The organism is Vibrio sp. Sgm 5, from assembly GCF_026241575.1.
GTDB classification, from domain to species: Bacteria; Pseudomonadota; Gammaproteobacteria; order Enterobacterales; family Vibrionaceae; genus Vibrio; species Vibrio jasicida.
The window spans coordinates 1-22,517 of the sequence record NZ_JAPHPY010000043.1 but is presented as its reverse complement, the minus strand read 5'-3'; the positions used below and the strand labels follow the sequence as shown (position 1 = coordinate 22,517).

Sequence of the window (22,517 nt, the reverse complement as noted above, 5' to 3'; positions counted from 1 at the left end):
TTCCATCTTAGAAATCGGTAGGGATAAAATGCCCCGAGTCAAAACTCGGGGCGAAGTAGGCGTTATTTCGCCATTAGGTCTGATGGGATTTCGATGCCCATTTCTTTGTAATAACGCGCCGCACCTGGGTGAAGAGGCACTGGCAAGCCAGCGATCGCTTTCTCAATCGCCATTGCTTTTGTTGCTTTGTGGATGCCTTGTAGGAAAGGCAGATTCTCGTAGATCGCTTTGGTTAGTTGGTAAACGTCTTCTTCCGAGATATCTTCACGAACTGCCAAGAAGTTTGGCTGTGCAATGGTGGTGATCGGCTTATCTAAACCCGGGTACGTGTTCGCAGGAATTTCGTACTTCGTCCATAGGTTGTAGTTGCCGTTCGCCTCTTTGATTTGCTCATCAGTAAACGAAAGAATCGAAATATCTTTGCCTAGCGCAGCAAAAGCTTGAGTAACCGCACCAACAGGCACACCCGCAGGCGTGTTCATGCCGTCAATGGTGCCGTTTTGAAGTGCGCTCGCACTGCCGCCGTAGCCCATGTAAGCAAGATTGAATTTATCAGGGTCTACCTTCAGACCTTTCATGATTTGGCGACCAGAGTTTTCAGTACCTGAGTTCTTCTTACCGATAGAAAACTTCTTGCCATCTAGGTTGTTCAGGTCAGTCACTGTGCCCGTTTTTGCTAAGTCAGAACGAACAATAAAGTGCTCAACGTTTTGCCACAACATAGAGACCGAACGCAGCTGCTCTTGGCGACCGCTTTTCTCATAAGGACCTTCGCCAGACCAAGCCCACGCACCGTAAAGACCTTGTAGAATCGCGAACTGTGCTTCGTTTTCGTTCAGCAGTTTAACGTTTTCACCAGAGCCCGCAGAGCTGATTGCAGAAAGGGAGAAGTGGTGCTTTGGTGCCAATTTCACTTTGCTTAACGTCGCCAGTGCTACGCCCACAGGGTAGTAAGTACCACCTGTCGATGCCGTTGCAAGAATGTAGCTACGATCTTCTGCCGCAGCGTTAGCAGCAATACCAAAAGAAGTCACAGCGACAGCCAAAGCTTTTACCAGCTTATTCATTTTCATTATTACTCTCCGTGTAGTCGTTTCACGATTGGGGATTTACATCATGTTAAATCTTTATTAACAACACATTCCCTAGGGCAATTGAAATGCCAACTTTTAACCCTTTGTATTTATTGAACTAAGTGCTGAAAGATATCAAGAATGAGCAAAATCATGCTGATTTGATAGCAAAGTAATGAGCAAGATCTTGCTCATTGAAGAGAAGAAGGTTGCACGCCTAGATCGCAAAAGGTTAATAAAATGTGATCAAGACAAAATAAATGCACTATTCACTAATAAGCAATATTTTGCCGATGCAATTTTGGATTGAACTGCAACTAATGAGCGTCTTAACAATAAGAAGAAAAAGCGCATCATTCTAAACTGCTCACTTTATCAGCAGAGGTTTATAGCCTAAACGACTACAAATAGCACAAAAATACAGCAAAACAAGCCATGTTACAGAAATGAAAAGTCATTTATTCTAATTTTGAATTTAAAAAGCAGTTCGATCCACCAGTTCAGAAACAAACATTGACCGTATCAACTTATTTTCTACTTCGGGGTTGTGCCAATAGCCCTATGTTCGTTAGGGTAACCACACACCAAGGCAAACGTATTCCTTGGTATTTTTTCGTCATTAAGGATCACCCATGTCAGCAACTGCGCAATTACAATTCGCTTTAAAACGCCCATCTGGCGTTGCTGCTGCGATCCTCCTGCTCTCTCTGAAACTGATTCAGAGCTGACAGGCTATATCTAAACTTTCTGTCAGCTTGAGAAGAAGCTGACGGGAACACCACATACTCCTCCCATTCCTTTCAGTTTCTTCCAAGCGAAACATAAGAGGAATAACAATGTTAAGCGCACGCAATATCGCCGCTTTGGGCTTCATGACTTTTGCCATGTACTTAGGCGCGGGTAACCTGATCTTCCCTCCATTTTTGGGCTACCAAGCAGGTGAAAACTTTCTGAGCGGGATGTCTGGCTTCCTCTTAACGGGTGTAGGTCTGCCTGCGATGGCACTGGTGATGGTGGCTATCGTGAACGGTTCAGACAAATTAACCGCTGCCCTACCTAAACCTTTGGCGACCAGTTTTTGGGTGATGGTGTTTATCGTGATCGGTCCTGCGTTCGTGATTCCGCGCGCAATTACCGTGGCTTACCAATTCAGCTTTGCGCCAATGTTTGGTGATGCCGCTTTGGTACCTTTCACTATTGCCTTCTGTGCTATCACCATCTTGTTTGCGCTATACCCGGGCAAATTGGTCGACAACCTAGGCAAGATCTTAACGCCTGCATTAATGGCAATCTTGATCATCATGTCTGTGACTGCTTTGATTTCTCCTGCAGGTGAGCTAACTACCGCAACAGGACCATACGTATCTGGTGCATTTGCTGAAGGCTTGACCCAAGGCTACATGACCATGGATGCACTAGGCTCTATCGGTTTTGGTTGGATCATCTTCCGCGCGATTCGTAGCATGGGTGTGGATTGTCCGAAAGCCACCGCAAAATACACGCTTATCGCAGCTTTGATGTACGCGGTTGCCATGGCATTTGTTTACATCTCATTGGCTTACATTGGCTCGACAAGCTCGTACTTGGGTTCTGAGTTCAGCAATGGTGGCGACATCTTAACAGCATTCACCTTCAGCCACTTCGGCGCATTTGGCTCACTATTACTAGGTGCCGTGATTGTATTGGCGTGTTTGACTACTGCTATCGGCGTAACCACCGCAGGCAGTGAGTTCTACGACAACACTTTCAGCAAAGTGAACTACAAAGGCTGCGTTATCACGACCATGGTATTGGCTGGTTTGATCGCCAACGTAGGTCTAGAGCAACTATTGGCTATCACATTGCCAGCGGTTGTGGCGCTTCACCCAGTAGCAATTGCGTTGATGATCATGGCACCAGTGCGCAACAAGATGTCGCAAATCATGGTGGTCGCGACCGCATTCACTGCTCTAACGTTTGGCTGCGTTGATGCGCTGCACATCCTAGGTTACATGCCAGAAGCCGCAAACCAATGGTTAGACAGCAACATGCCGCTGTACCACTACTTTGCAAGCTGGATTGTTCCAACGGTTGCTATGGTGATTGTGGGTGTAGTCTTTACCCGCAAGGCAAGCCAACAACAAACCGAGTTGGTAAACCAAGCCTAGATTGGCAAGTACCTTAACAAATAAGTACCTCAACAAAAAACGGCTTCCTCAGAAGCCGTTTTTTCTATGTATAATCAGAGCGATTTAGACCAAACTTCTGCATCTTTTGGTTGAGGGTTCGGCGCGGTAAATCTAACTCGACCATCACATCCGTAATTCGTCCTTGGTGTCGAACTAGCGAGTCATGCAGCACTTTACGCTCAAAATTATGTAGCTGAATCGCCAACGGCACGCCTGCTTGTGTCTCTTCGGTTGTAGAAGTTGGTCGACTGGAGAGAATTTCCATTACGGAGACGGTTTCATCCAGTGCAAAACGCATCGCGACATTCCTTAGCTCACGGACGTTACCGGGCCAAGCGTAAGCAAGAATGGCTTTTCTATCAGCTTCACTCAGCGGACGACCCTCAGGATTACTTTTCAGAGCAAAGTGTTCGAACAAGATCAACGCATCTTCTTCTCGTTCACGTAGCGGTGGCAAATAGATCTGCGCTACATTGAGTCGATAATACAAATCCTGACGAAACTTATCATGATCATTGAGATCTTCTTTCGCAGCGGCGATCACTCTCAAATCAACCGAGATCTGCTGATTACCCCCAACGCGCTCAACCGTATGTTCCTGCAATGAACGCAACACTTTCACCTGCATAGACAGCGGCATACTCTCGATTTCATCAAAAAATAAGGTGCCTTTATCCGCGTATTCCAATTTACCAATGCGCTTTTTACCCGCTCCAGTAAATGCCCCAGCTTCGTGCCCAAACAGCTCACTTTCAAACAGGTTCTCAGGAATCGCGCCACAGTTGATTGGCACAAAATGATGGGTTCTACGTTGGCTTTCATTATGCAAACTGGTCGCCACCAGCTCTTTACCACAACCGGTTTCACCGTAAATGATCACATTGGTATCAATGCGCGCTAACTTGGCAACTTGTTCTCTAAGCTGTTGCATTACTCGGCTTCGCCCAATCAACACTTCTTCTAAGCCGCTAACGCTAGATAGGTACTCTTGGCGATCTTGAGTAGACGTTTGTGCGCGATAACTCTCGACCGCTTCGGTCACACGTTGAGATAAGCGCTCAGGTTGGAAAGGTTTCTCGATAAAATCAAACGCACCGTTTTGTAATGCGCCTACCGCCATATCGACATCACCATGTCCGGTGATCAAGATAACTGGTGTTGGAATATGATTGGCAATCAGGCTTTCTAGTATCGACAAGCCGTCGGTGTCCGGCAGACGAACATCACTGACAATCGCATCAAATTCTTGGCTAAGAATGGCGGCTTTGCCCTCCTCCCCCAAACTAAATGCGGTCACATCGAACCCAGCCAGTTGCAGCCATTGGCTGGTAGCCTGACGAACAATGTCATCGTCTTCGATAAGTACAATTTTAGGGGTGTCGTCAAAAGCCATGAGTTACTGCCTGCTTTATGGGGTGGGAAAGAAATCGCTCTCTATTAACGGTAGCAAAAACCACTGAGGAGAAAAGGAGCTAGATCTCACTTCTTGCTTACAAGTCTTTAACATCCAACCAGTTAGGCGCACTCTTTAATGACTGTCGGTGAGAACGCATTAGCTGAATGGAGTCAGTATGCAGCGCAAAAGGAATGGCAAAACATGGCTTATGGTCGCAGTTGCGGCAGTGCTGATGTTGTCTTGTTATAGCGCCAGCAGAGAGGTTGCCCGTCAGTGGTTGAGTGTACAAACTCAAACCGAAGCTCAACAAAAGCTGCTCGACTATATTGGTGAAGTTCGCCGTGCACTCAAACGCTTCTACCACTTACCTTACCTCGTCACCAATAACCCAGAAACCATCGCGTTTGTGAAAGGGAATCTGACTTATTACGAGCCATTGCAAACCCAACTGACTCAACTCGATAAAGCCGCCAATACCGAAGGTTGGCTAATCCTGTCTAACTCTGGCGAAGTATTGGTCTCGAGTTTAATCGAAGAGCGCTTTAGCCTGTCTGACCGAAAAGCCATTGTGGAACAAATTCACAATCAAGGCGGCGGTGTTTCCTTGGTAAACAAAACCAAAGGTTCGAGCCCGTTGTATTACCTTGCAGCCCCGATCTACGACGGTCTGGATATCGCAGGCATTGTGGTGGTGCAAATTAATCTAAGCTTGTTGACCGAACAAACCATTACCAGCCAAGACATCATTACGTTGCAAAATCGTCAGCAACGCTTTTTCCTATCAAGCAGCTCGCTCTATAACGCAGACTGGTTTAACGAACCGAGCAACACCGTTCAGTTAGAAACGCAGCGCTTATACGACAACACCAATATCAGTGTGTGGACGCTCAACCAACAACGTTATTTTGCGCACACCGTTAAATTGGATGATTTGAATTGGTACGTCAGCTACCTCACCCCTTCTAAGCCGATTCAACAAACCATAAACGTGATTGGTTGGAGCGTAGCAGCGCTGCTCTTATTGGTTGTATTACTCGTCATCATTGGTCTACAACGTCGCCAAAAGCACATCAACCAACAGCGAATTCAAGCCCTGTTGGAAGAGTCCCAACGCCGCTTGAAACAGATGATCAATAAGACCCACGTTGGTTTGCTATTGATTGATGAACAAGGTCAACTGTTCGATCTAAACCCAATGGCGAAGCGCTTGTTCTGTTTGCCAGAAAGCGTCAATCGACACGTTTTTGCTTGGGAGTTATTCGATGCAGGCAATCCCAATTCCACAACACTTAAGTTACTAAAGGACTTGCCTAAGCATAAAGAGCTCGCAGAGATCAGCACGGTCGAAACCATTGCCAGACGCAGTGACGGTAGCGTCTTTCCTGTCCTCTTCTCGCTGACCAGTTTCCCTTGGCATGGCGAGCAGTATTTCCTTGCAACAATCATCGACATCAGTAAGCGGAAAAAAGCTGAGCAATCGTTGCAACAAGTAAACCAAGAGCTGGCGCAGCGGGTAGAAGAGCGTACTCAAGCGCTAAAAGAAGCACAAAGCCAGTTAATTGAATCGAGCAAAATGGCCGCATTGGGTCGCATGTCGAGCGCGATCACTCATGAACTCAATCAGCCACTGACAGGCTTGCGTACCCTGCTCACAACAAACGAACTGTTAGCAGAACGTGGCGAAACCGAGATGATGAAAGCCAACAACGTATTGGTACAGAAGCTGATTGATCGCATGGCAAGCATGACCAGTCAGTTAAAGACGTTCGCCTACAACAAACCAGAAAGCCTACAAGCGATTTCTCTTACCTCCGCACTCGAAGAGACCTTACGCGTTTATCAATCCCAATTAGACAAGGTGGATGTGCGTGTTCGAGTTCCTCATGATTTACCTAACATCATGGGTGAAGAACAACGACTGCTTCAGGTGCTCGGTAATCTTGTCTCGAATGCGCTAGACGCAATGAACAATACCACCAACCCGCAGCTCAGCTTGATCGTCAACCCAACCGGCAATCAGGTCGAACTGATCGTCAGTGATAATGGCTGCGGCGTGTCGAATGAGATGCTTGAATCCATGTTCGAGCCATTCCAAACCTCAAAGAAAATTGGTGAAGGATTGGGGCTGGGGCTAGCGATTACGGCCAATAATATGCGTGATATGAACGGACAAATTACCGTGCATAAAAATGAACAAAATGGGCTGACTTTCACTTTATTGTTCAAATCAGCCTAAGGTGATATTGATTACAAAATCATCATTAGAACTAGGCATCCCCGCTGTTTGAGAAAAACACGATCTCGATACAAGAATCCCTCCTTGACCTACACTATTCTCAAGCAAATAAAACGAATAACTTCCGAACGATAAAGAGTGAGAAACATGATTAAGTTTCCTGAACATTTTCTTTGGGGCGGTGCTATTGCTGCAAACCAAGTAGAAGGGTCGTACAACCTTGGGGGTAAAGGGTTATCGACATCAGACATGCTGCCAAACGGTATTTTGAGTCCGCATCAAACCCGTGAAGAACGTACGCCGGGTATCAAAGACGTGGCGATCGACTTCTACAATCGCTACCCAGAAGACATCGCGCTGTTCAAAGAGATGGGCTTTAACTGTCTGCGCCTGTCTTTGGCTTGGAGCCGTATCTTCCCGAACGGTGACGAGCTAGAACCTAACGAAGAAGGTTTGGCGTTCTACGATAAAATTTTTGACGAACTTGCCGAGCACAACATCCAGCCTTTCGTGACCTTATCTCACTACGAAATGCCATACGCACTGGTTGAAAACTACGGCGGCTGGGGTGATCGTCGCGTCATCGAATTCTTCGAACGTTATGCTCGCACTGTGCTGGAACGCTATAAAGACAAAGTAAAACTGTGGTTAACGTTCAACGAAATTAACATGTCTCTACACGCACCATTTACTGGTGTTGGTTTGCAAGAAGACGCCAGTGAACAAGAGATTTACCAAGCGATTCACCACCAACTAGTCGCCAACGCAAAAGCGGTAAAACTGTGTCAGCAAATCGTACCAAACGGCAAGATTGGTAACATGCTGCTTGGCGCAATCAACTACCCATACACCTGTAACCCTGATGACGTACTTGCTGCAATGCATGAAAACAACAAGTGGTTGTTCTTCGGTGATGTACAAACACGTGGTCAGTACCCTGGCTACATGAAACGTTACTTCCGTAAAAATGGCATTGAAATTCAGATGGAAGCAGGCGATTTAGAAGAGATCGCATCGGCAAGTGTCGATTTCATCTCATTCAGCTACTACGCAAGTGGCTGTGCAAGTGCAGACCCGAAACAGAAGGAAGTGGGTAACATTGTCGATAGCGTACCAAACCCATATCTTGAGAAGAGCCAATGGGGTTGGTTAATCGATCCAAAAGGCCTGCGCGTTCTGCTGAACTTCCTTCACGATCGCTACCAAAAGCCACTGTTTGTCGTAGAAAACGGCTTAGGCGCACGTGATGAAATCGATGAAAACGGTGAGATTCAAGATGATTACCGCATCGCTTACTTGAACGACCATCTTGTACAAGCACATGAAGCAATTTTGGATGGCGTTGAGCTGATGGGCTTCACCAGTTGGGGACCAATCGATTTGGTCGCGAACTCAACCGCTGAAATGAGCAAACGTTACGGTTACATCTACGTTGATCGCCACAACGATGGTCAAGGTACGTTAGAACGTAAACGTAAGAAGAGCTTCTTCTGGTATCAAGATGTGATTCGCACTGCGGGCGGCTCGCTCAAAAACTAAGTTACTTGTCTAGATATAAAGTGCATGTGTATTTAGATAGAAAAAACAAAGCCCTGCAAACGCAGGGCTTTTCTTATTCCCGATATTCAGTCGTATGACCTATTGGTTAAACACCAATTTCACCACCGTCTTCACGGCGAATAACCACTGTTGCTGCACGTGGACGCAGTGTCATCCCCGCAGGTGTTTCTTCTGCTGCATTGTCGCTGTAAGGCCAGTTGCCTGGGTGCTGAATGTTCACGAACAGAGACTTGTAATCTGGGCTAATGGTAAAGCCCGTCACTTCACAGCCGTTAGGGCCAACAAAGAAACGTTTCAACTCAGCTTGGTTTTCTGCACCGATCACTTCTTGTGTACCGTTCTCATCCGTCAGTTTTGAAGGTACAACCGCAAGCATTTGGTCATTGGTGTAAGACGTCACTTCATCTGCACCGTTGTCCGTTTGAATCCAGAGAATGCCACGAGGATCAAACGCTAAGCCGTCTGGACTCGCAAATTGGTTAAGCTCGGTCAAGCTCGAACGGTTAGTATCCGCATCACCGTTTGCCGGAGAGCCAAATACGAAGATATCCCACGTGAAGTCTGTTGCTGCTTCGCCTTCATCCCAACGGATTACGTGACCAAACTTATTATTCAAACGTGGGTTTGCAGGGTTAGTTTCCTCTGTACGCTTGGTGTTGTTCGTTAGCGTCAGGTAAACCGAGCCTGTGAATGGATCAACAGTACACCACTCTGGGCGATCCATTGGCGTCGCACCAACAAGGTCGGCTGCGCCAGCCGTATTCAGGATGATTTCTGCTAGAGAATTGAAGCTATCAGCCAAAGTACCACCAGAAACTGTCGTGCTGTCTAGTGTCAGTGGTAGCCAAGTACCAGAGCTGTCTTCGTTGAAGCGCGCCACATACAGTGTGCCTTCATCCATATACTTGTCACCCATCGCCAAGCGGTTTTCAGGGTTAGCATCCGCAGGATCCCAAGCAGCCGCAGATTCAAATTTGTATAGGTACTCAAAGCGAGAGTCGTGACCAGAGTAAAATACTACTGGTTTGCCTTCTTCAAGCTTGCCGAATGTACAGCCTTCATGGCGGAAACGACCCAGTGCAGTACGCTTCTTCGCACGCGAATTTTGCGTGTAAGGGTCAATTTCAACAATGTAACCATGGCCGTTCGCCTCATTACGGTAATCGTCCAATGCACTTGCGCCTGTTGGTTCTACATTGAATCGCGTGAACTCGTCCAAACGCTCTTCGACATTACCTGCTAACGTTTCCCATAGGTAACGGGTGTGCTCATCGTCAACACCTATACGGTCTTGCTCTTCAGTACGAACGCCAGCATTGACGAAATAACCCGGCCAGTTTTCTTCACACGTTAGGTAAGTCCCCCAAGGCGTGAAACCATTACCACAGTTGTTTAATGTGCCGCGTGCTTGGCTGCCATCTTGCGAGAAGCGAGTCACTGTCAGATCCGTATTAGCAACTGGACCAGATAAATCCATAACCGTTGCACCAGTGTAGCGTCGGTTTAGTGGATCGGTATCGACTAACTTCCACATATTGTCTTCGAGCTGTATGCGAACCACAGACACGCCGTGTGCATTAATTTCCTTACGAACTTCATCGACGATAGTACGCACACCACCCACAACTGTTGGGCCACTTGGGTGCAGAGCTGAAGTATCAATGTACTCGTGGTTGATACACAACAAGCCGTCCGTGTCGCTATCGTTTAGTGAGAAGAAATGCATGCCGTCATGGTGCATACCAAGTGCATTGATTTGATCGGTGCTTGTATTGCTGCCGTCGTCTTTCCATGCATTACCTTGTGTGTTTAGAGGCGTACCCCATGGCACCAATACTTGTGCTACGTAACCTTGCGGAATCGATACTGCATCCGTCAGTGAGCCCGGAATCGAATCAAAATTGAGGACTGCACTTGAAACGCCAGAGCCGCCACCAGCAGAAGTGCCTGAACTAGAAGAGTTGCACCCAGATAGACCAAATGCGCCAAAAGCGGTCATCGCACTGATACCTAGGCCACCTTTCAGGATACTGCGTCGAGATAGGCTCGCTTCCAGTACTTCTTCAAAAGGCTTGTTATTACTCTGGTTGTAACGCGTCGCGTCGAAGGTTTCCTTACTCATGGTGTTGCTTTCCCAGTGTTAGGTTGAATTATAGGTTTGTAAATCATTGAGCGAGGGGAAGTTTGGAAGAGAAAAGTGACAGAACTAGTCTATCTTTATGAACTTTGTGTTTAGAAAATGTTATAAAGCACCCATCTATTCTATGTACTCCCGATTTTACTTGGGCTAAGCCAGATTTGGGGGTATAAGGTGTACTCAAATCATCCACGAGAGATAATCATGAAACTAGATAAAATCGATAACAAAAATCGTCGTCTGCGTAAAAAGCTATTCCTAGGTGAATTCGCGATCCTAGGCTTTGAAATCAGCTGTGAAACAGACATCAACGACTTCGACCGTTACGATGCATTCGTTGATGAGTTTATCGACTACATTGATGGTCTAAACCTATGCTTTGGCGGCGGCGGTCTAGAGCTGTTTGAAGGCTTCCTATGTTCAACAGGGCGTTACGAAAGCGCAACTGAAGAACAAAAAGCACAGGTTCTAGCTTGGCTACAAGCTCGCCCAGAAGTAAGCAGCGCAAAAGCTGGCGAATTGGTTGACGCAAACTACCTGTAATTACGGAATCACTCTGTAATAAACAGAGTTGAGCAAGTAATGAGAAAGCTGGTCTTCGGACTGGCTTTTTTGCATTTAAGGCTATGGTTTTGTGCTGAAATGTTGAATCTAGAAAGAGTGGAACGTTTGGTTGTTTTGGAAGCTTTGTTTAGGAAGGCAGGAGTCTTGGAAAGTATGGATGTGCTAGATAATTTTAGAGCTGGCATTTTATGGAAGGTTATCCGTCCATTGCCAGCTCAGTGCCATTGAGTATGGTTTACTATGCTTTTTTAGCAGTCTCAGTCTTTGTGTCTTTCCAGTATTGGATACGAACACGATGTAGCTGAGCTCTTCTCATCTTTTTCATAGCAATCTCCCTCATCTATATAGGTAACGCTCATCTTGAGCTTATTGTCTAAGGTTGTATTCCTCTTCAATCTATCGAGGAACGAATCAATTAACCGTGACTAATTTCACAACATAATGATAAAAGTAGAAGCGTTGCAGTCATTTTTTGACCAGTAAAACTGCTTTTATCTTGTTGATACGGTCAACTTACTCATCACTTATGACAGAAATATGGCAATCAAGTTCCCTATTTAACCTGTCATCGAATCTTAATAACGATTCTTAGATAACCTAGCAAATAATATACCAGTTGCACATAAATTCCAGTTCAGTACACAACAAAAGTACGCACATGTTCAAACTAAGGTTGGATTCGCTGCTGGTAATGCTGTCGGTAATCTCTCGGAGTCAGCCCCTTGTAGGTCTTGAAATGGCGATTAAACAAAGCTTGATTGCGATAGCCTACTCGTTCAAACACAATTCCTATTGGTAACTCCGTCGATTGCAACAAATCCGCGGCATGGTTGATACGTAGCTTCATCAAGCGTTGGCTAAACGGCTCTTTGAAGTGCTTTTGAAACAACCGTGTGACCGCACTTTCACTCAACGACAAGTAATTGGCTAAATCGGCCAATGTCACTTTGCTGGCAAAATGCTGCTCAAGATACGCGCTCACACTTGCGACGCGCTCTCTTTCTTGTTGCTCGTGTTCACTCATCGAAAGGTATGAATGGGTCATCAAGGTTTTTGCTGCTTCGTCATGGGCAACCAAAGATAAGATATGAATGAATCTCGACAATTGTTCCATCGCAGGCACTTTCATCAACTCTTGCAGAAGATCCACGACTTGCTGAGCCGTTCGCTCAGAGAACACCACTCCTTTATTTGCGGCTTTCAACAACGGGTCTAGTTTGCGTAGCTCGGTACAATAGAACATTAGGTTCGCGATCCACTCACGCTTAAACCAAATCACATGAGTCTCGCAGTTGCTTTCTACTGAAGTGGAGTGAATAGAGTGAGGCACACCCGGCGCAATTAGCAGTATCTGATTGTGGGTCACCTCTAGCTCGTGATGCCCAATGTGCAAAGCCCCCGTAAAGTGGCGGTGGATGACCAACTCAAAAACGTCATCGTGAAAATGAAAATCGTATTCTTTCGCTGGTTCATCAATACGACGGTAGCGCCAAGAAAAACCAGGCCTTTGCGGTACTTTTTCGATGTGCGCCATTTGATACCCCACAAGATAGTATTGTTTCACGCGCAAATAATATCAGTATTACCGACATATTCTTCATCACGCCTCAATAGTATTGATATTGAGCGGCATACTATCAACTGAGCCTCATCACGCTCCTTATTCTTCTCTTGTAAAGATAAGCTAACTAAGGAGCTTTTATGAGTAACTTTAAAACCAAGCTACGCCAGATCATGCAAAAAACTCGTGATGAGTGGGCTGCGTTTGCGATAAAAGAAATGGGGATTTCATCCAATACCATCGCCAAATCTTATGGCTACAAGTCGAGTTGTGATCTTGAGCAAACTCTTAAACAAGACGAAAAAGACGCCGATTCGTACATTCGCTCGGCATCTTGTGCGAGATCTCTCACAAGCGATGTAAGCAAAACGACCATTTTTGACTAAGAACAAATCGAACAACAAACCTAAACAACTGAAAATTAATAACTATCCTTTTTTAAGCAATATTCGCTGCCAAAGTTTTTTTACCTAGCTGATTGAGAGTAATCAGCAAAACAACAATACTAAGTGTGTCGACAGGATGTTGGCGGGAACAGGAAAAAAGCCTAAAGGATTGGGTATCTTCAGGATGAAGATTTGATAGCTTAGGATGAGTTGTCAGCAAGGATGTAGTTAAGCTCTAGGAAAGAGTTCGCCCGTCAGGATGATAGGCAAGAATGGACACCGCTAGGAAGGCGATGAACAAGGAACTCGGTTAAAGGACTTAGCCACAATCAAGGATAGATGCAGGGAGCACCTATTAGTAGCCGGATTGCTGCGAAAAAGAATAAGCCCCGTCTGGGAAACCAGGCGGGGTTTTATTTTGCCTGTCATTTAGCATCCTCCTCTGCGTTATTCCACGCATCATGCTATTATTTCTACACTTTCTCTCGAAACGCTTTCTTTAATAAACGCTGAGCAAACAACGTCCTATGCTTAATCCAGTTTGGTTACACACATTCAAAACTCTTGTCGAAGTCGGCCACTTTACTCAGACAGCAGAAAAGCTCTATATGACCCAGCCCGGTGTCAGTCAGCACATCAAAAAGCTAGAGCAAGCTTGTCAGCACCCATTGATTAAGCGCGAGAACAAAAGCTTTGAACTGACAGAGCAAGGCCGAATGGTGTATGCCTACGCATTAGAGTTGGAAGAGAAAGAGAAAAACTTACTGGAAGATCTGAGCTTCGATGATCCCTTTGCAGGTCATTGCAAGCTGGCTTGTTCCGGAGCACTTGCCTTGATGCTGTTTGATCCACTGCTTGAAAAACAAACCCAGCATCGCGGATTGTCGATTCACTTGGAAGCGGCACCAAACCAGTCGATTCTAAACGGGGTTGCTGATGGCCGTATTGATATGGGCATCGTGACTTACTCTCCCAACAAGAGTGTTTTCCAAAGTGAACAAATTGGCAGAGAAGCGCTGTGTTTGATCTTACCAAAGTCCTATCATGGAAAAACGTTAACGCCTGAACTGCTTCGAAGTTGCGGCGTGATTGGTCACCCAGATGCTGAACATTATATGACGTTGTTTTTCGACCAATGTGCAGAACCTTTACTCAAAGAGATCAAGGTCAGTGACATGCCATTATCGGGCTACGTTAACCAACTCAGTCAGATTCTATTGCCCGTCAGCAAAGGGCTGGGTTTTACCGTTTTGCCCTACAGTGCGGTGGAAAGCTTCCCATTAAGAGAAGAGTTGTATGTGGCTGAGTTAAAACAACCGGTGTACGAAGATTTGTTTTTGGTGAGAAAACGCAGCCGCACTCTGCCGCTGCGATACCAGACCATCAAAGAAGTATTATTGGATGTGATTGGTGGGGCTCATCAATGATGTTAGCCACTCTTCGCTGGTAATGCGTTTATCTTGGCAATCCACCCAATAGGGTTTGCCAGATAACCAGCTCTTTGATGCGACCTCTTTTATAAACACTTCTAAAGAATCAACGTCATCTTTGGCGTAATCCCATTTATTGCGCATGTGTTCTGCCGCTTCTTGATTAGTGTACGCCTTGCCGTTGCGGATAAAGGTGCAAGAGGATTGCTCAACTCGCTTTATCAACGTCGAGATGTCTTGCTCTACCCCTGCTAGTGCAAAGGTAGGCAGAATGCTTAATGTAAGTAACAGCGCCCACTTTGCTTTCATTGCATCTTTATCCTTATCCCTGACCACGTAACTAATAGCAAGTAACTACTAATAAGTGACTTAACTATTCTGGTGTTTGGCTGTTTAGCTCAGACATTATTGCCACCATGCCTTAGCAGGCTGAGGCTCTGCAATCGCCAAGCGTTGACCAATCTCAGGGCTCACTAACGTTACACCGCGCTCTTCACTGATGTCTAACGCGCGTTGCATCGGTTCATTCCAATCATGCATCGACAGATCAAACGTACTGTTGTGAATTGGCATCATCACTTTGCCCTGCACATCAATGTGTGCTTGAACGCTTTGCTCTGGGAACATGTGAATGTCTGACCAAAGTTCGTTGTATGCGCCAGTTTCAATCATAGTGAAATCAAACGGACCGTACTTTTCACCAATCTCTTTAAAGCCATTGAAGTAACCAGAGTCTCCACTGAAGAACACTTTGTGTTGTTGTGCATTAATAACCCAACTGCCCCACAGTGTCGTATCGCGGTCTGTCAAACCTCGACCGGAGAAATGCTGAGTCGGAGTCAATGTATATTCAATGCCGTCGACAGAATGTGACTCCCACCAATCTAGCTCGATCACTTTCTCCTTAGGCACACCCCAGTTGACTAGCAACTGACCGACTTTTAACGGCACTAAGAAAGTGCCCACTTTGTCGCCTAGCACTTTAATAGAAGCTTTATCTAGGTGATCGTAATGGTCATGGCTGATCACCACCACATCGATACTTGGTAAATCTTCTAGCGTGATTGGTGTTTGGTGAAAACGTTTTGGCCCCGCCCATTGCACAGGAGACGCGCGATCACTGAATACAGGATCAGTCATCACCAGTTTGTCATCGAGCTTCATTAACACGCTTGAATGACCTAAACGGTAGATAACGTCATCTTGCTCTTCTAACAGTTGATTCGCAGTCATTGCATGAACCGGAATTTCAATCGTTGGCGTTGGATTGAGGCGCTCAGTCGTAAAGTAGGCTTTCATGATGCCGAACATGTCACCCAAGCTGCTTTTGTATTCCAACTCTGTATTTGCAAATTTGTCCGGGTATGTTGGCGCTTTTTCAGTATCAACATTAGAACAAGAAATCATTGATGTACCCATCGCGAACGCTCCTACTGTGGCTAGCAAAGTTTTTTTCATAAAAAGTTAACCCGAACAAAAGTAAACTACACGGTGCAGTTTACATTCTAATTATCAAAAGTAAACTACTTAGTGTAAAATAGATCCAGAAATGATCTTCTTAACTCGGCAAGTTTATGAATGTAAAAAGAAAAGGTCGCAGTGAGACCAAAAGAGAAGCCATCCTGTGCGCAGCAAAGCAAGCGTTCCAAGAGTTTGGGGTGCAAAACACCAGCATGGATAAGCTCTCTGCTATTGCGCAAGTCTCTAAGCGCACGGTCTACAACCACTTCCCTTCTAAAGAAGCGATCGTGACAGAGTTACTAACGGAACTATGGCGTTCTTCAATGATGGATAGCGACATTGAACATTTACCAACACTCCCTCTCAAAGATCAACTGGTCGAATTGCTGTACAGCGAAATTATCGTGGTAACCGCACCTGACTATATTGAATTGGCGAAAGTGGCTTTCGGACATTTCTTGTTTAAGCCGGAAGATCTCAAAGAACAAGCGGAACACATGTCGAAGCAAGAAACGGCCTTGTACCGTTGGCTCACTCAACAATCAGAGAAAAACACATTGAAGGTTGATGATGTGGACGTGGCAAGCATTCAATTGCACAACTTAATTAAAGGCAGCGCATTCTGGCCACAATTGATGGGGATGCGAGCTTCGCTAACCTTGGAAGAATCTAGGGTTTTAGCCACCCAAACGGCAGAACTCTTCCTAAGTCATTACTTAGTTCAATAACAAAAAGCGGCTGAATGGCCGCTTTTTTGTGATTTGTGCCATAGTAAATTGATGAAATTTTGACTCATTTTTCTTTTTCATTCCCTTGACAGTCGCATGCAGCAAGGCGTGAGAGTTCGATAAATTATTTTTGTCGTATCGACGATATTTTTTCGTTTTCATCTACTGAGAAAACGCCCTAAGGTTCGCACCTCTGACGACGTGGTTGTCCAACCACAATTCTAAGTCGCTGAAGAGAGTGGATTCTGTCACATCAATTACACCCACTCACTATACTCTATACTTACATTTTTAATTTGGTACTGACTTACTAAGGAATTGCCATGCGTATTGCTATTCTTTCTCGTAATGAGAATCTATATTCAACCATGCGCCTAAAGCAGGCGGGTGAAGAGCGCGGACATCAAGTTGATGTTATCGATACTCTGCACTGTTATATGGATATTACGAGTAACAACCCTAAGATCCGTTACATGGGTGAAGAATTGCCAAAGTACGACGCGGTTATTCCACGCATCGGTGCATCTATCACTTTCTACGGTACAGCGGTTGTACGTCAGTTTGAAATGATGGGCACATTCTGTGTGAACGAGTCAGTAGCAATCAGCCGCTCTCGTGACAAGCTACGCTCTATGCAGCTGCTATCACGTAAAGGCATTGGTCTACCTCGCACAGGTTTTGCTCACCACCCTGACAACATTCAGGACGTGATCAAAAACGTTGGCGGCGCACCATTGGTTATCAAGCTACTTGAAGGTACTCAAGGTATCGGTGTTGTTCTTGCTGAGACAACGAAAGCAGCAGAAAGCGTGATCGAAGCATTCATGGGCCTAAAAGCAAACATCATGGTGCAAGAGTTCATTGAAGAAGCAAACGGCGCAGACATCCGTTGTTTCGTAGTGGGTAACAAAGTTATCGCAGCAATGAAACGCCAAGCAAAAGAAGGCGAGTTCCGCTCTAACCTTCACCGTGGTGGTTCTGCTCAGCTTGTAAAACTAAGCAAAGAAGAGCGCGCAACAGCAATCAACGCAGCGAAAGTGATGGGTCTAAACCTATGTGGTGTTGATATTCTTCAATCGAAGAACGGTCCTGTGGTAATGGAAGTGAACTCTTCTCCAGGTCTTGAAGGTATCGAATCAGCAACTGAAAAAGACGTTGCTGGCATGATCTTCGACTTCATCGAGAAGAACGCAAAACCAAACGCTAACCGTACTCGCGGTAAAGGCTGATAATTGTTTGAGTGAGAGCCTGATAAAGGGCTCTCTTTTGACTCATCGCTAGGATGACACTATGAATCAGAAAATGATCATTGGGAACGCCGAAGCAATTTGCTTACCTGAGTTAGGGATTACTCACCTTGAAGCGCGTATTGATACAGGCGCACAGACTTCTTCTCTGCACGTAGATAACCTAGAGTGCACAGAACAAGACGGTCAGTCATACGTAGAGTTCGATCTACACCCAGATGTTTACCACTTAGAGCAAGTCGTTCGCTGTAAAGCTCCACTGAAGGCGAACCGCAAAGTGAAATCATCAAACGGTACTTTCGAACACCGCTGCGTGATCACAACGATGCTACGCATGGGCGACCAAGAGTGGCCAATCGACATCACGCTAACTAACCGTGAAAAGATGACTTACATGATGTTGTTAGGTCGTCAGGGTATGGCAGACAAAGTTCTGGTAGACCCGAGCCAATCTCATTTATTGGCTCCATAATCCCCGTAGCTTCAGATGAGCGAACTCCGTGGTCGCTCATCTGGCTCTTCTCTGCTTTTCTAGCTGCCCTTCTCCTGTCTATCGTTCTTCCTTTTCAGAACAGAACGCATTAATCCTTTAAGTTTTATCTTCGTTACTCGCCAATGCGTAATGGGTCTAACCGGTGCGGTATTGATGATGTGTTGATACGCGTTTTCATCAAACTCAACCTCTCCCCCATGTGCCGCCAATAAACAGCTTGGTTTCATCTCAAAAACGCGCTTTAACGAACTACGATATTGGTTGGGATGAAAGATAGGAAATGGCGCTATCAAATGGCTTTTTACCTGCACCATTAAATCCGCTACGTACAACACACTCTGTTCGGCGTGATAAACCGATAAATCCCTGTCGGTATGCCCTGGTGTTTCCAATATCTGCCAATCAGAAAAACCGGGAATCACCTCTCCATCCACCAGCTCAATATCCGGTCTTAGTTTTCGCGAATACCATAAGTTGCGCTTGGGTTTGCGCATTCGGTTCGCCATCCAACGTGCCAAAATCAAATCCGTTAGATGCATTAGCCAACCATCAAAGCCGCCATACCAATGCGTGTCTCGTTTTGCTGCCAATAGCTTGCAGCCCGTCAAATCTCTTAGTTTGTGCGCCGCGCCAGCGTGGTCTGGGTGCATGTGGGTAACGACAACCAATTTTAGGTCTGTGAACGGGCGATTGAGCTGATGCTCGATAAAATCTTTGAGGTGAGGAATATCCGCTCGACTTGCGCCATCAAGCAGCATCAATTTGTCTGGATACTCGGCAAGATACATGGTTTGGATGTATCCCTGAATTCTGTGCAGCTGCAAAACATGTCCTTGTTTTGTTGAGTCTTTGTTCTTATTTTGCGTCGACCAAACCCTTACTGGTCAGACCAACCATAACAGCAGAATGGACAGTCTGTTAAATAAATGTTTACACCAGCCATCAACAACAGTTGTTAATCGAAAGCACAAATTTTAATCATTAGACTCTGGTTGGGTTTTATCCGTTAATGCGCGCACACGGAGTTCGTGTCAGGGTATGAGGTTAGCGCCTCATGATTTGCTTTTTTGTATTTCCTCCTCCTATTTCAGCGAGGGTTTAAATACATTTTTGTGAGAATCGAGTTGGAAAAAGCAACTAAATTAGACCGCATCCGCGCGGACTACAACGTTCACTACTGGAGCCAAGGCTTCTACGGAATTGATGACCAAGGCGAGGTTTACGTATCTCCTCGTAGTGACCGTGCACACCAAATCCCTTTCAGTGCGATTGTAAAAGAGCTAGAAGCTAAGCAGTTGAACCTGCCTGTGCTAGTGCGCTTCCCGCAAATCGTGCACCAACGCGTGCATGGCATTTGCCAAGCTTTCAACCAAGCGATTGAAGAATACCAATATCCAAACAAATACCTGTTGGTGTACCCAATTAAAGTAAACCAACAGCGTGAAGTGGTTGATGAAATCTTAGCGAGCCAAGCGCAGCTAGAAAATAAACAGCTGGGTCTAGAGGCAGGCAGCAAGCCAGAACTATTGGCGGTACTGGCATTGGCTCAACAAGGCAGCTCCGTGATCGTGTGTAATGGCTACAAAGACCGTGAATATGTGCGTCTAGCACTGATCGGTGAAAAGCTAGGTCACAAAGTATTTATCGTACTAGAGAAGCTATCTGAGCTTGATCTAGTACTTGAAGAAGCGAAAAGCTTGGGTGTAACTCCACGTCTTGGCTTGCGTATCCGCCTTGCATCTCAAGGTGCGGGTAAATGGCAAGCAAGCGGCGGTGAAAAATCGAAATTCGGTCTATCTGCATCTCAAGTATTGAGCGTGATTGATCGTCTAAAACGCGAAGACAAACTGGACACCATGCAATTGGTTCACTTCCACCTTGGCTCACAGATGGCAAACATCCGTGACGTGCGTAATGGTGTGAATGAATCCGCACGTTTCTACTGTGAATTACGTGCCATGGGTGCAAACATTGATTACTTCGATGTTGGCGGTGGTTTAGCAGTAGACTACGACGGCACACGCAGCCAGTCTTCGAACTCGATGAACTACGGCCTTGCAGAATACGCACGCAACATCGTGAACACGGTAGGCGATGTATGTCAGCAGTACGAACAACCGATGCCAGTGATCATCTCTGAATCGGGTCGTTCTTTGACTGCACACCACGCAGTGTTGATTTCTAACGTTATTGGTACTGAAACATACCAACCGGAAGAAGTGTTCGAGCCAGCTGCAGACGCTCCATTCTTGCTACAAAACATGTGGCGAAACTGGGAGAACCTGCAAGATGGTACGGATGCGCGTGCATTAATTGAAATTTACAACGATACCCAAAGCGATTTGGTAGAGGTTCACTCACAATTCGCGACTGGCGTACTAAACCTTGAACAACGTGCGTGGGCAGAACAACTGTCGCTACGCATTTACTTCGAGCTAAGTCGCCAAATGAGTACTAAGAACCGTTTCCACCGTCCTATTTTGGATGAGTTGAGCGAACGTCTTGCAGACAAGTTCTTCGTGAACTTCTCTCTTTTCCAATCCCTGCCAGACGCATGGGGTATTGATCAGGTATTCCCTGTTCTGCCGCTTTCTGGTCTTGGTGATGTGGAAGAGCGTCGTGCGGTGATGTTGGACATCACTTGTGACTCCGATGGCGTAATTGACCACTACGTTGATGGCCAAGGCATTGAGAGCACGCTACCAGTACCAGCATGGAGCAAAGACAAACCGTACCTAATGGGCTTCTTCCTAGTAGGCGCATACCAAGAGATCCTTGGCGACATGCACAACCTATTTGGAGATACCCACAGTGCAGTAGTCAACGTTGATGAAGAAGGTCAGTTTGAGATCAGCTACATCAACGAAGGTGATAGCGTAGAAGACATGATGCGCTACGTTCACATCGACGTAGATGCGATTCGTGACAATTACAAACAATTGGTTTCAGCACGTGTTGAAGCCAGTGAACAAGAACAAATCCTAGCTGAACTAGAACAAGGTTTGGCAGGCTACACCTATTTAGAGGACTTCTGATATGAATGATTTGTTTACTAAAACCGATTATTCGCTTTACTCCAACTCTATGTCATTTCTACGTCGACCGTACATCAAAAATCCAGTATCGGCTGACGCAGACGTTGTAGTGTTAGGGGTTCCTCTGGACATGGCGACTTCTGGTCGTCCTGGTGCACGTATGGGTCCAGATGCGATCCGTCGTGCGTCAGTAAACCTTGCTTGGGAAGGCAAGAAGTTCCCTTGGGACTTCAACGTATTTGATAAATTGAAAGTGATCGACGCAGGTGACCTTGTGTTCGATTGTGGTGATGCTGAAGATTTCACTTACCGCCTAGAAGCGGCAACAAGTGAGATTCTAAAGAGCGGCAAGACAATGCTAGGCTTGGGTGGTGACCACTTCATCACCCTACCAATCCTACGTGCTTACGCAAAACACCATGGTCAAATGGCACTGATTCACTTCGATGCGCACACTGACACGTACGCAAACGGCAGTTCTTACGACCACGGTACTATGTTCTACCATGCACCAAAAGAAGGTCTGATTTCTGCGAAGAACTCAGTTCAAATTGGTATTCGTACTGAATATGACCAACAAGATCACGGCTTCAATGTGATCAACGCAATGCAAGCGAACGACATGTCTGTAGAAGAGATTCTGGCAGAGGTTCGTCGCACGGTTGCGGATAAGCCTGTGTATGTCACTTTTGACATCGACTGTCTGGATCCGGCGTTTGCACCGGGTACGGGTACACCAGTTTGTGGCGGTCTGAACTCAGATAAAATTCTGAAGATCATTCGTGGTTTCGCTGGCATGAACATCGTAGGTATGGACGTAGTGGAAGTCTCCCCTCCTTACGACCACAGCGATGTAACGGCATTGGCTGGCGCAACTGTCGCACTTGAATTGCTTTACGCCTACGCTTCAGGTCGCGAATAACAAAAGTTGTTTTCAGTAAACGCTGTTTTTTAAAGGGAGTCTCGGCCTGTCTCTTATACACAAATCCCCAAGCTTGTAGTTTGGGGATTTTTTTTGAACTCTTTCACGTGTGTGCGATCT

Annotated in this window: 18 protein-coding genes; 11 read left to right on the top strand and 7 right to left on the bottom strand. The window is 45.9% G+C overall.

All coding sequences use genetic code 11. The features are described from left to right. Positions 1–62: 62 nt before the first annotated feature. The gene (locus OQJ86_RS20100) at positions 63–1,073 is read right to left on the bottom strand and encodes a TAXI family TRAP transporter solute-binding subunit (protein WP_005374185.1); all 1,011 of its coding nucleotides are present in this window, start codon (positions 1,071–1,073) and stop codon (positions 63–65) included. A gap of 836 nt (positions 1,074–1,909) precedes the next feature. Here OQJ86_RS20100 and brnQ point away from each other — a divergent pair. Next, positions 1,910–3,220, top strand: coding sequence for a branched-chain amino acid transport system II carrier protein (gene brnQ, locus OQJ86_RS20095; protein WP_265989674.1), 1,311 nt, complete (start codon positions 1,910–1,912; stop codon positions 3,218–3,220). 64 nt (positions 3,221–3,284) lie between these two features. Here the strand turns inward: brnQ and OQJ86_RS20090 are convergent, their stop codons facing one another. After that, positions 3,285–4,634 (bottom strand): sigma-54-dependent transcriptional regulator, encoded by a 1,350-nt coding sequence (locus OQJ86_RS20090; RefSeq protein ID WP_265989672.1) that lies wholly within the window; start codon positions 4,632–4,634, stop codon positions 3,285–3,287. Positions 4,635–4,812: 178 nt separating this feature from the next. On the opposite strand from OQJ86_RS20090, the gene OQJ86_RS20085 reads away from it, so the two are divergent. Then, positions 4,813–6,873 (top strand): sensor histidine kinase, encoded by a 2,061-nt coding sequence (locus OQJ86_RS20085; protein ID WP_265989670.1) that lies wholly within the window; start codon positions 4,813–4,815, stop codon positions 6,871–6,873. A gap of 147 nt (positions 6,874–7,020) precedes the next feature. After that, positions 7,021–8,412, top strand: a complete 1,392-nt coding sequence (locus OQJ86_RS20080; RefSeq protein WP_265989668.1) for a glycoside hydrolase family 1 protein — start codon at positions 7,021–7,023, stop codon at positions 8,410–8,412. A 106-nt stretch (positions 8,413–8,518) separates the two neighbouring features. Here the strand turns inward: OQJ86_RS20080 and OQJ86_RS20075 are convergent, their stop codons facing one another. Continuing rightward, positions 8,519–10,555 (bottom strand): PhoX family protein, encoded by a 2,037-nt coding sequence (locus OQJ86_RS20075; RefSeq protein ID WP_265989666.1) that lies wholly within the window; start codon positions 10,553–10,555, stop codon positions 8,519–8,521. A 219-nt stretch (positions 10,556–10,774) separates the two neighbouring features. On the opposite strand from OQJ86_RS20075, the gene OQJ86_RS20070 reads away from it, so the two are divergent. After that, positions 10,775–11,113, top strand: a complete 339-nt coding sequence (locus OQJ86_RS20070) for a YggL family protein (RefSeq protein WP_010453251.1) — start codon at positions 10,775–10,777, stop codon at positions 11,111–11,113. A gap of 688 nt (positions 11,114–11,801) precedes the next feature. On the opposite strand, the gene OQJ86_RS20065 is transcribed toward OQJ86_RS20070, so the two are convergent. Next, a complete protein-coding gene (locus OQJ86_RS20065) occupies positions 11,802–12,668 on the bottom strand; it encodes a helix-turn-helix domain-containing protein (protein ID WP_265989663.1) in 867 nt (288 codons plus the stop codon). A 167-nt stretch (positions 12,669–12,835) separates the two neighbouring features. On the opposite strand from OQJ86_RS20065, the gene OQJ86_RS20060 reads away from it, so the two are divergent. Next, a complete protein-coding gene (locus tag OQJ86_RS20060; RefSeq protein ID WP_265989661.1) occupies positions 12,836–13,081 on the top strand; it encodes a hypothetical protein in 246 nt (81 codons plus the stop codon). A gap of 527 nt (positions 13,082–13,608) precedes the next feature. Continuing rightward, the gene (locus tag OQJ86_RS20055) at positions 13,609–14,508 is read left to right on the top strand and encodes a LysR family transcriptional regulator (RefSeq protein WP_038896566.1); all 900 of its coding nucleotides are present in this window, start codon (positions 13,609–13,611) and stop codon (positions 14,506–14,508) included. Here the strand turns inward: OQJ86_RS20055 and OQJ86_RS20050 are convergent. Both OQJ86_RS20050 and OQJ86_RS20045 read right to left on the bottom strand, forming a co-directional pair. Then, positions 14,476–14,820 carry a DUF5329 family protein gene (locus tag OQJ86_RS20050; protein ID WP_265989658.1) on the bottom strand — a complete coding sequence of 115 codons (345 nt, stop codon included), beginning with the start codon at positions 14,818–14,820 and terminating at the stop codon, positions 14,476–14,478. The two genes, OQJ86_RS20055 and OQJ86_RS20050, sit on opposite strands and share 33 nt — an antisense overlap. A gap of 96 nt (positions 14,821–14,916) precedes the next feature. Continuing rightward, positions 14,917–15,930: an MBL fold metallo-hydrolase gene (locus OQJ86_RS20045; protein ID WP_265989758.1), complete on the bottom strand. Its 1,014-nt coding sequence runs from the start codon at positions 15,928–15,930 to the stop codon at positions 14,917–14,919. Between the two features lie 155 nt (positions 15,931–16,085). Between OQJ86_RS20045 and OQJ86_RS20040 the strand changes: the two genes are divergently transcribed. From OQJ86_RS20040 to OQJ86_RS20030, 3 genes are all read left to right on the top strand, one after another. Next, on the top strand, positions 16,086–16,700 hold the full coding sequence (locus tag OQJ86_RS20040) for a TetR/AcrR family transcriptional regulator (protein WP_265989656.1): 615 nt from the start codon (positions 16,086–16,088) through the stop codon (positions 16,698–16,700). A 323-nt stretch (positions 16,701–17,023) separates the two neighbouring features. Then, positions 17,024–17,929 carry a 30S ribosomal protein S6--L-glutamate ligase gene (gene rimK, locus OQJ86_RS20035; protein WP_005438260.1) on the top strand — a complete coding sequence of 302 codons (906 nt, stop codon included), beginning with the start codon at positions 17,024–17,026 and terminating at the stop codon, positions 17,927–17,929. Between the two features lie 61 nt (positions 17,930–17,990). Beyond that, positions 17,991–18,419 carry an ATP-dependent zinc protease gene (locus OQJ86_RS20030; RefSeq protein WP_005432588.1) on the top strand — a complete coding sequence of 143 codons (429 nt, stop codon included), beginning with the start codon at positions 17,991–17,993 and terminating at the stop codon, positions 18,417–18,419. Between the two features lie 59 nt (positions 18,420–18,478). Here OQJ86_RS20030 and OQJ86_RS20025 read toward each other — a convergent pair whose 3' ends face one another. After that, entirely contained in the window at positions 18,479–19,228 is a 750-nt protein-coding gene (locus tag OQJ86_RS20025) for an MBL fold metallo-hydrolase (RefSeq protein WP_265989756.1), read from the bottom strand. 336 nt (positions 19,229–19,564) lie between these two features. Between OQJ86_RS20025 and speA the strand changes: the two genes are divergently transcribed. Both speA and speB read left to right on the top strand, forming a co-directional pair. Then, positions 19,565–21,475 (top strand): arginine decarboxylase, encoded by a 1,911-nt coding sequence (gene speA / locus OQJ86_RS20020; RefSeq protein ID WP_265989649.1) that lies wholly within the window; start codon positions 19,565–19,567, stop codon positions 21,473–21,475. A 1-nt stretch (position 21,476) separates the two neighbouring features. Continuing rightward, positions 21,477–22,397, top strand: coding sequence for an agmatinase (gene speB / locus OQJ86_RS20015; RefSeq protein WP_039976066.1), 921 nt, complete (start codon positions 21,477–21,479; stop codon positions 22,395–22,397). Positions 22,398–22,517 lie beyond the last annotated feature (120 nt).

Coding starts and splice junctions, on each gene's coding strand:
- OQJ86_RS20030 (WP_005432588.1), top strand. CDS start 17,991: ATGAATCAGAAAATGATCATTGGGAACGCCGAAGCAATTTGCTTACCT.
- OQJ86_RS20050 (WP_265989658.1), bottom strand. CDS start 14,820: ATGAAAGCAAAGTGGGCGCTGTTACTTACATTAAGCATTCTGCCTACC.
- OQJ86_RS20090 (WP_265989672.1), bottom strand. CDS start 4,634: ATGGCTTTTGACGACACCCCTAAAATTGTACTTATCGAAGACGATGAC.
- OQJ86_RS20080 (WP_265989668.1), top strand. CDS start 7,021: ATGATTAAGTTTCCTGAACATTTTCTTTGGGGCGGTGCTATTGCTGCA.
- OQJ86_RS20070 (WP_010453251.1), top strand. CDS start 10,775: ATGAAACTAGATAAAATCGATAACAAAAATCGTCGTCTGCGTAAAAAG.
- rimK (WP_005438260.1), top strand. CDS start 17,024: ATGCGTATTGCTATTCTTTCTCGTAATGAGAATCTATATTCAACCATG.
- speB (WP_039976066.1), top strand. CDS start 21,477: ATGAATGATTTGTTTACTAAAACCGATTATTCGCTTTACTCCAACTCT.
- OQJ86_RS20040 (WP_265989656.1), top strand. CDS start 16,086: ATGAATGTAAAAAGAAAAGGTCGCAGTGAGACCAAAAGAGAAGCCATC.
- brnQ (WP_265989674.1), top strand. CDS start 1,910: ATGTTAAGCGCACGCAATATCGCCGCTTTGGGCTTCATGACTTTTGCC.
- OQJ86_RS20045 (WP_265989758.1), bottom strand. CDS start 15,930: ATGGGTACATCAATGATTTCTTGTTCTAATGTTGATACTGAAAAAGCG.
- OQJ86_RS20025 (WP_265989756.1), bottom strand. CDS start 19,228: ATGTATCTTGCCGAGTATCCAGACAAATTGATGCTGCTTGATGGCGCA.
- OQJ86_RS20065 (WP_265989663.1), bottom strand. CDS start 12,668: ATGGCGCACATCGAAAAAGTACCGCAAAGGCCTGGTTTTTCTTGGCGC.
- OQJ86_RS20060 (WP_265989661.1), top strand. CDS start 12,836: ATGAGTAACTTTAAAACCAAGCTACGCCAGATCATGCAAAAAACTCGT.
- OQJ86_RS20075 (WP_265989666.1), bottom strand. CDS start 10,555: ATGAGTAAGGAAACCTTCGACGCGACGCGTTACAACCAGAGTAATAAC.
- OQJ86_RS20100 (WP_005374185.1), bottom strand. CDS start 1,073: ATGAAAATGAATAAGCTGGTAAAAGCTTTGGCTGTCGCTGTGACTTCT.
- OQJ86_RS20085 (WP_265989670.1), top strand. CDS start 4,813: ATGCAGCGCAAAAGGAATGGCAAAACATGGCTTATGGTCGCAGTTGCG.
- OQJ86_RS20055 (WP_038896566.1), top strand. CDS start 13,609: ATGCTTAATCCAGTTTGGTTACACACATTCAAAACTCTTGTCGAAGTC.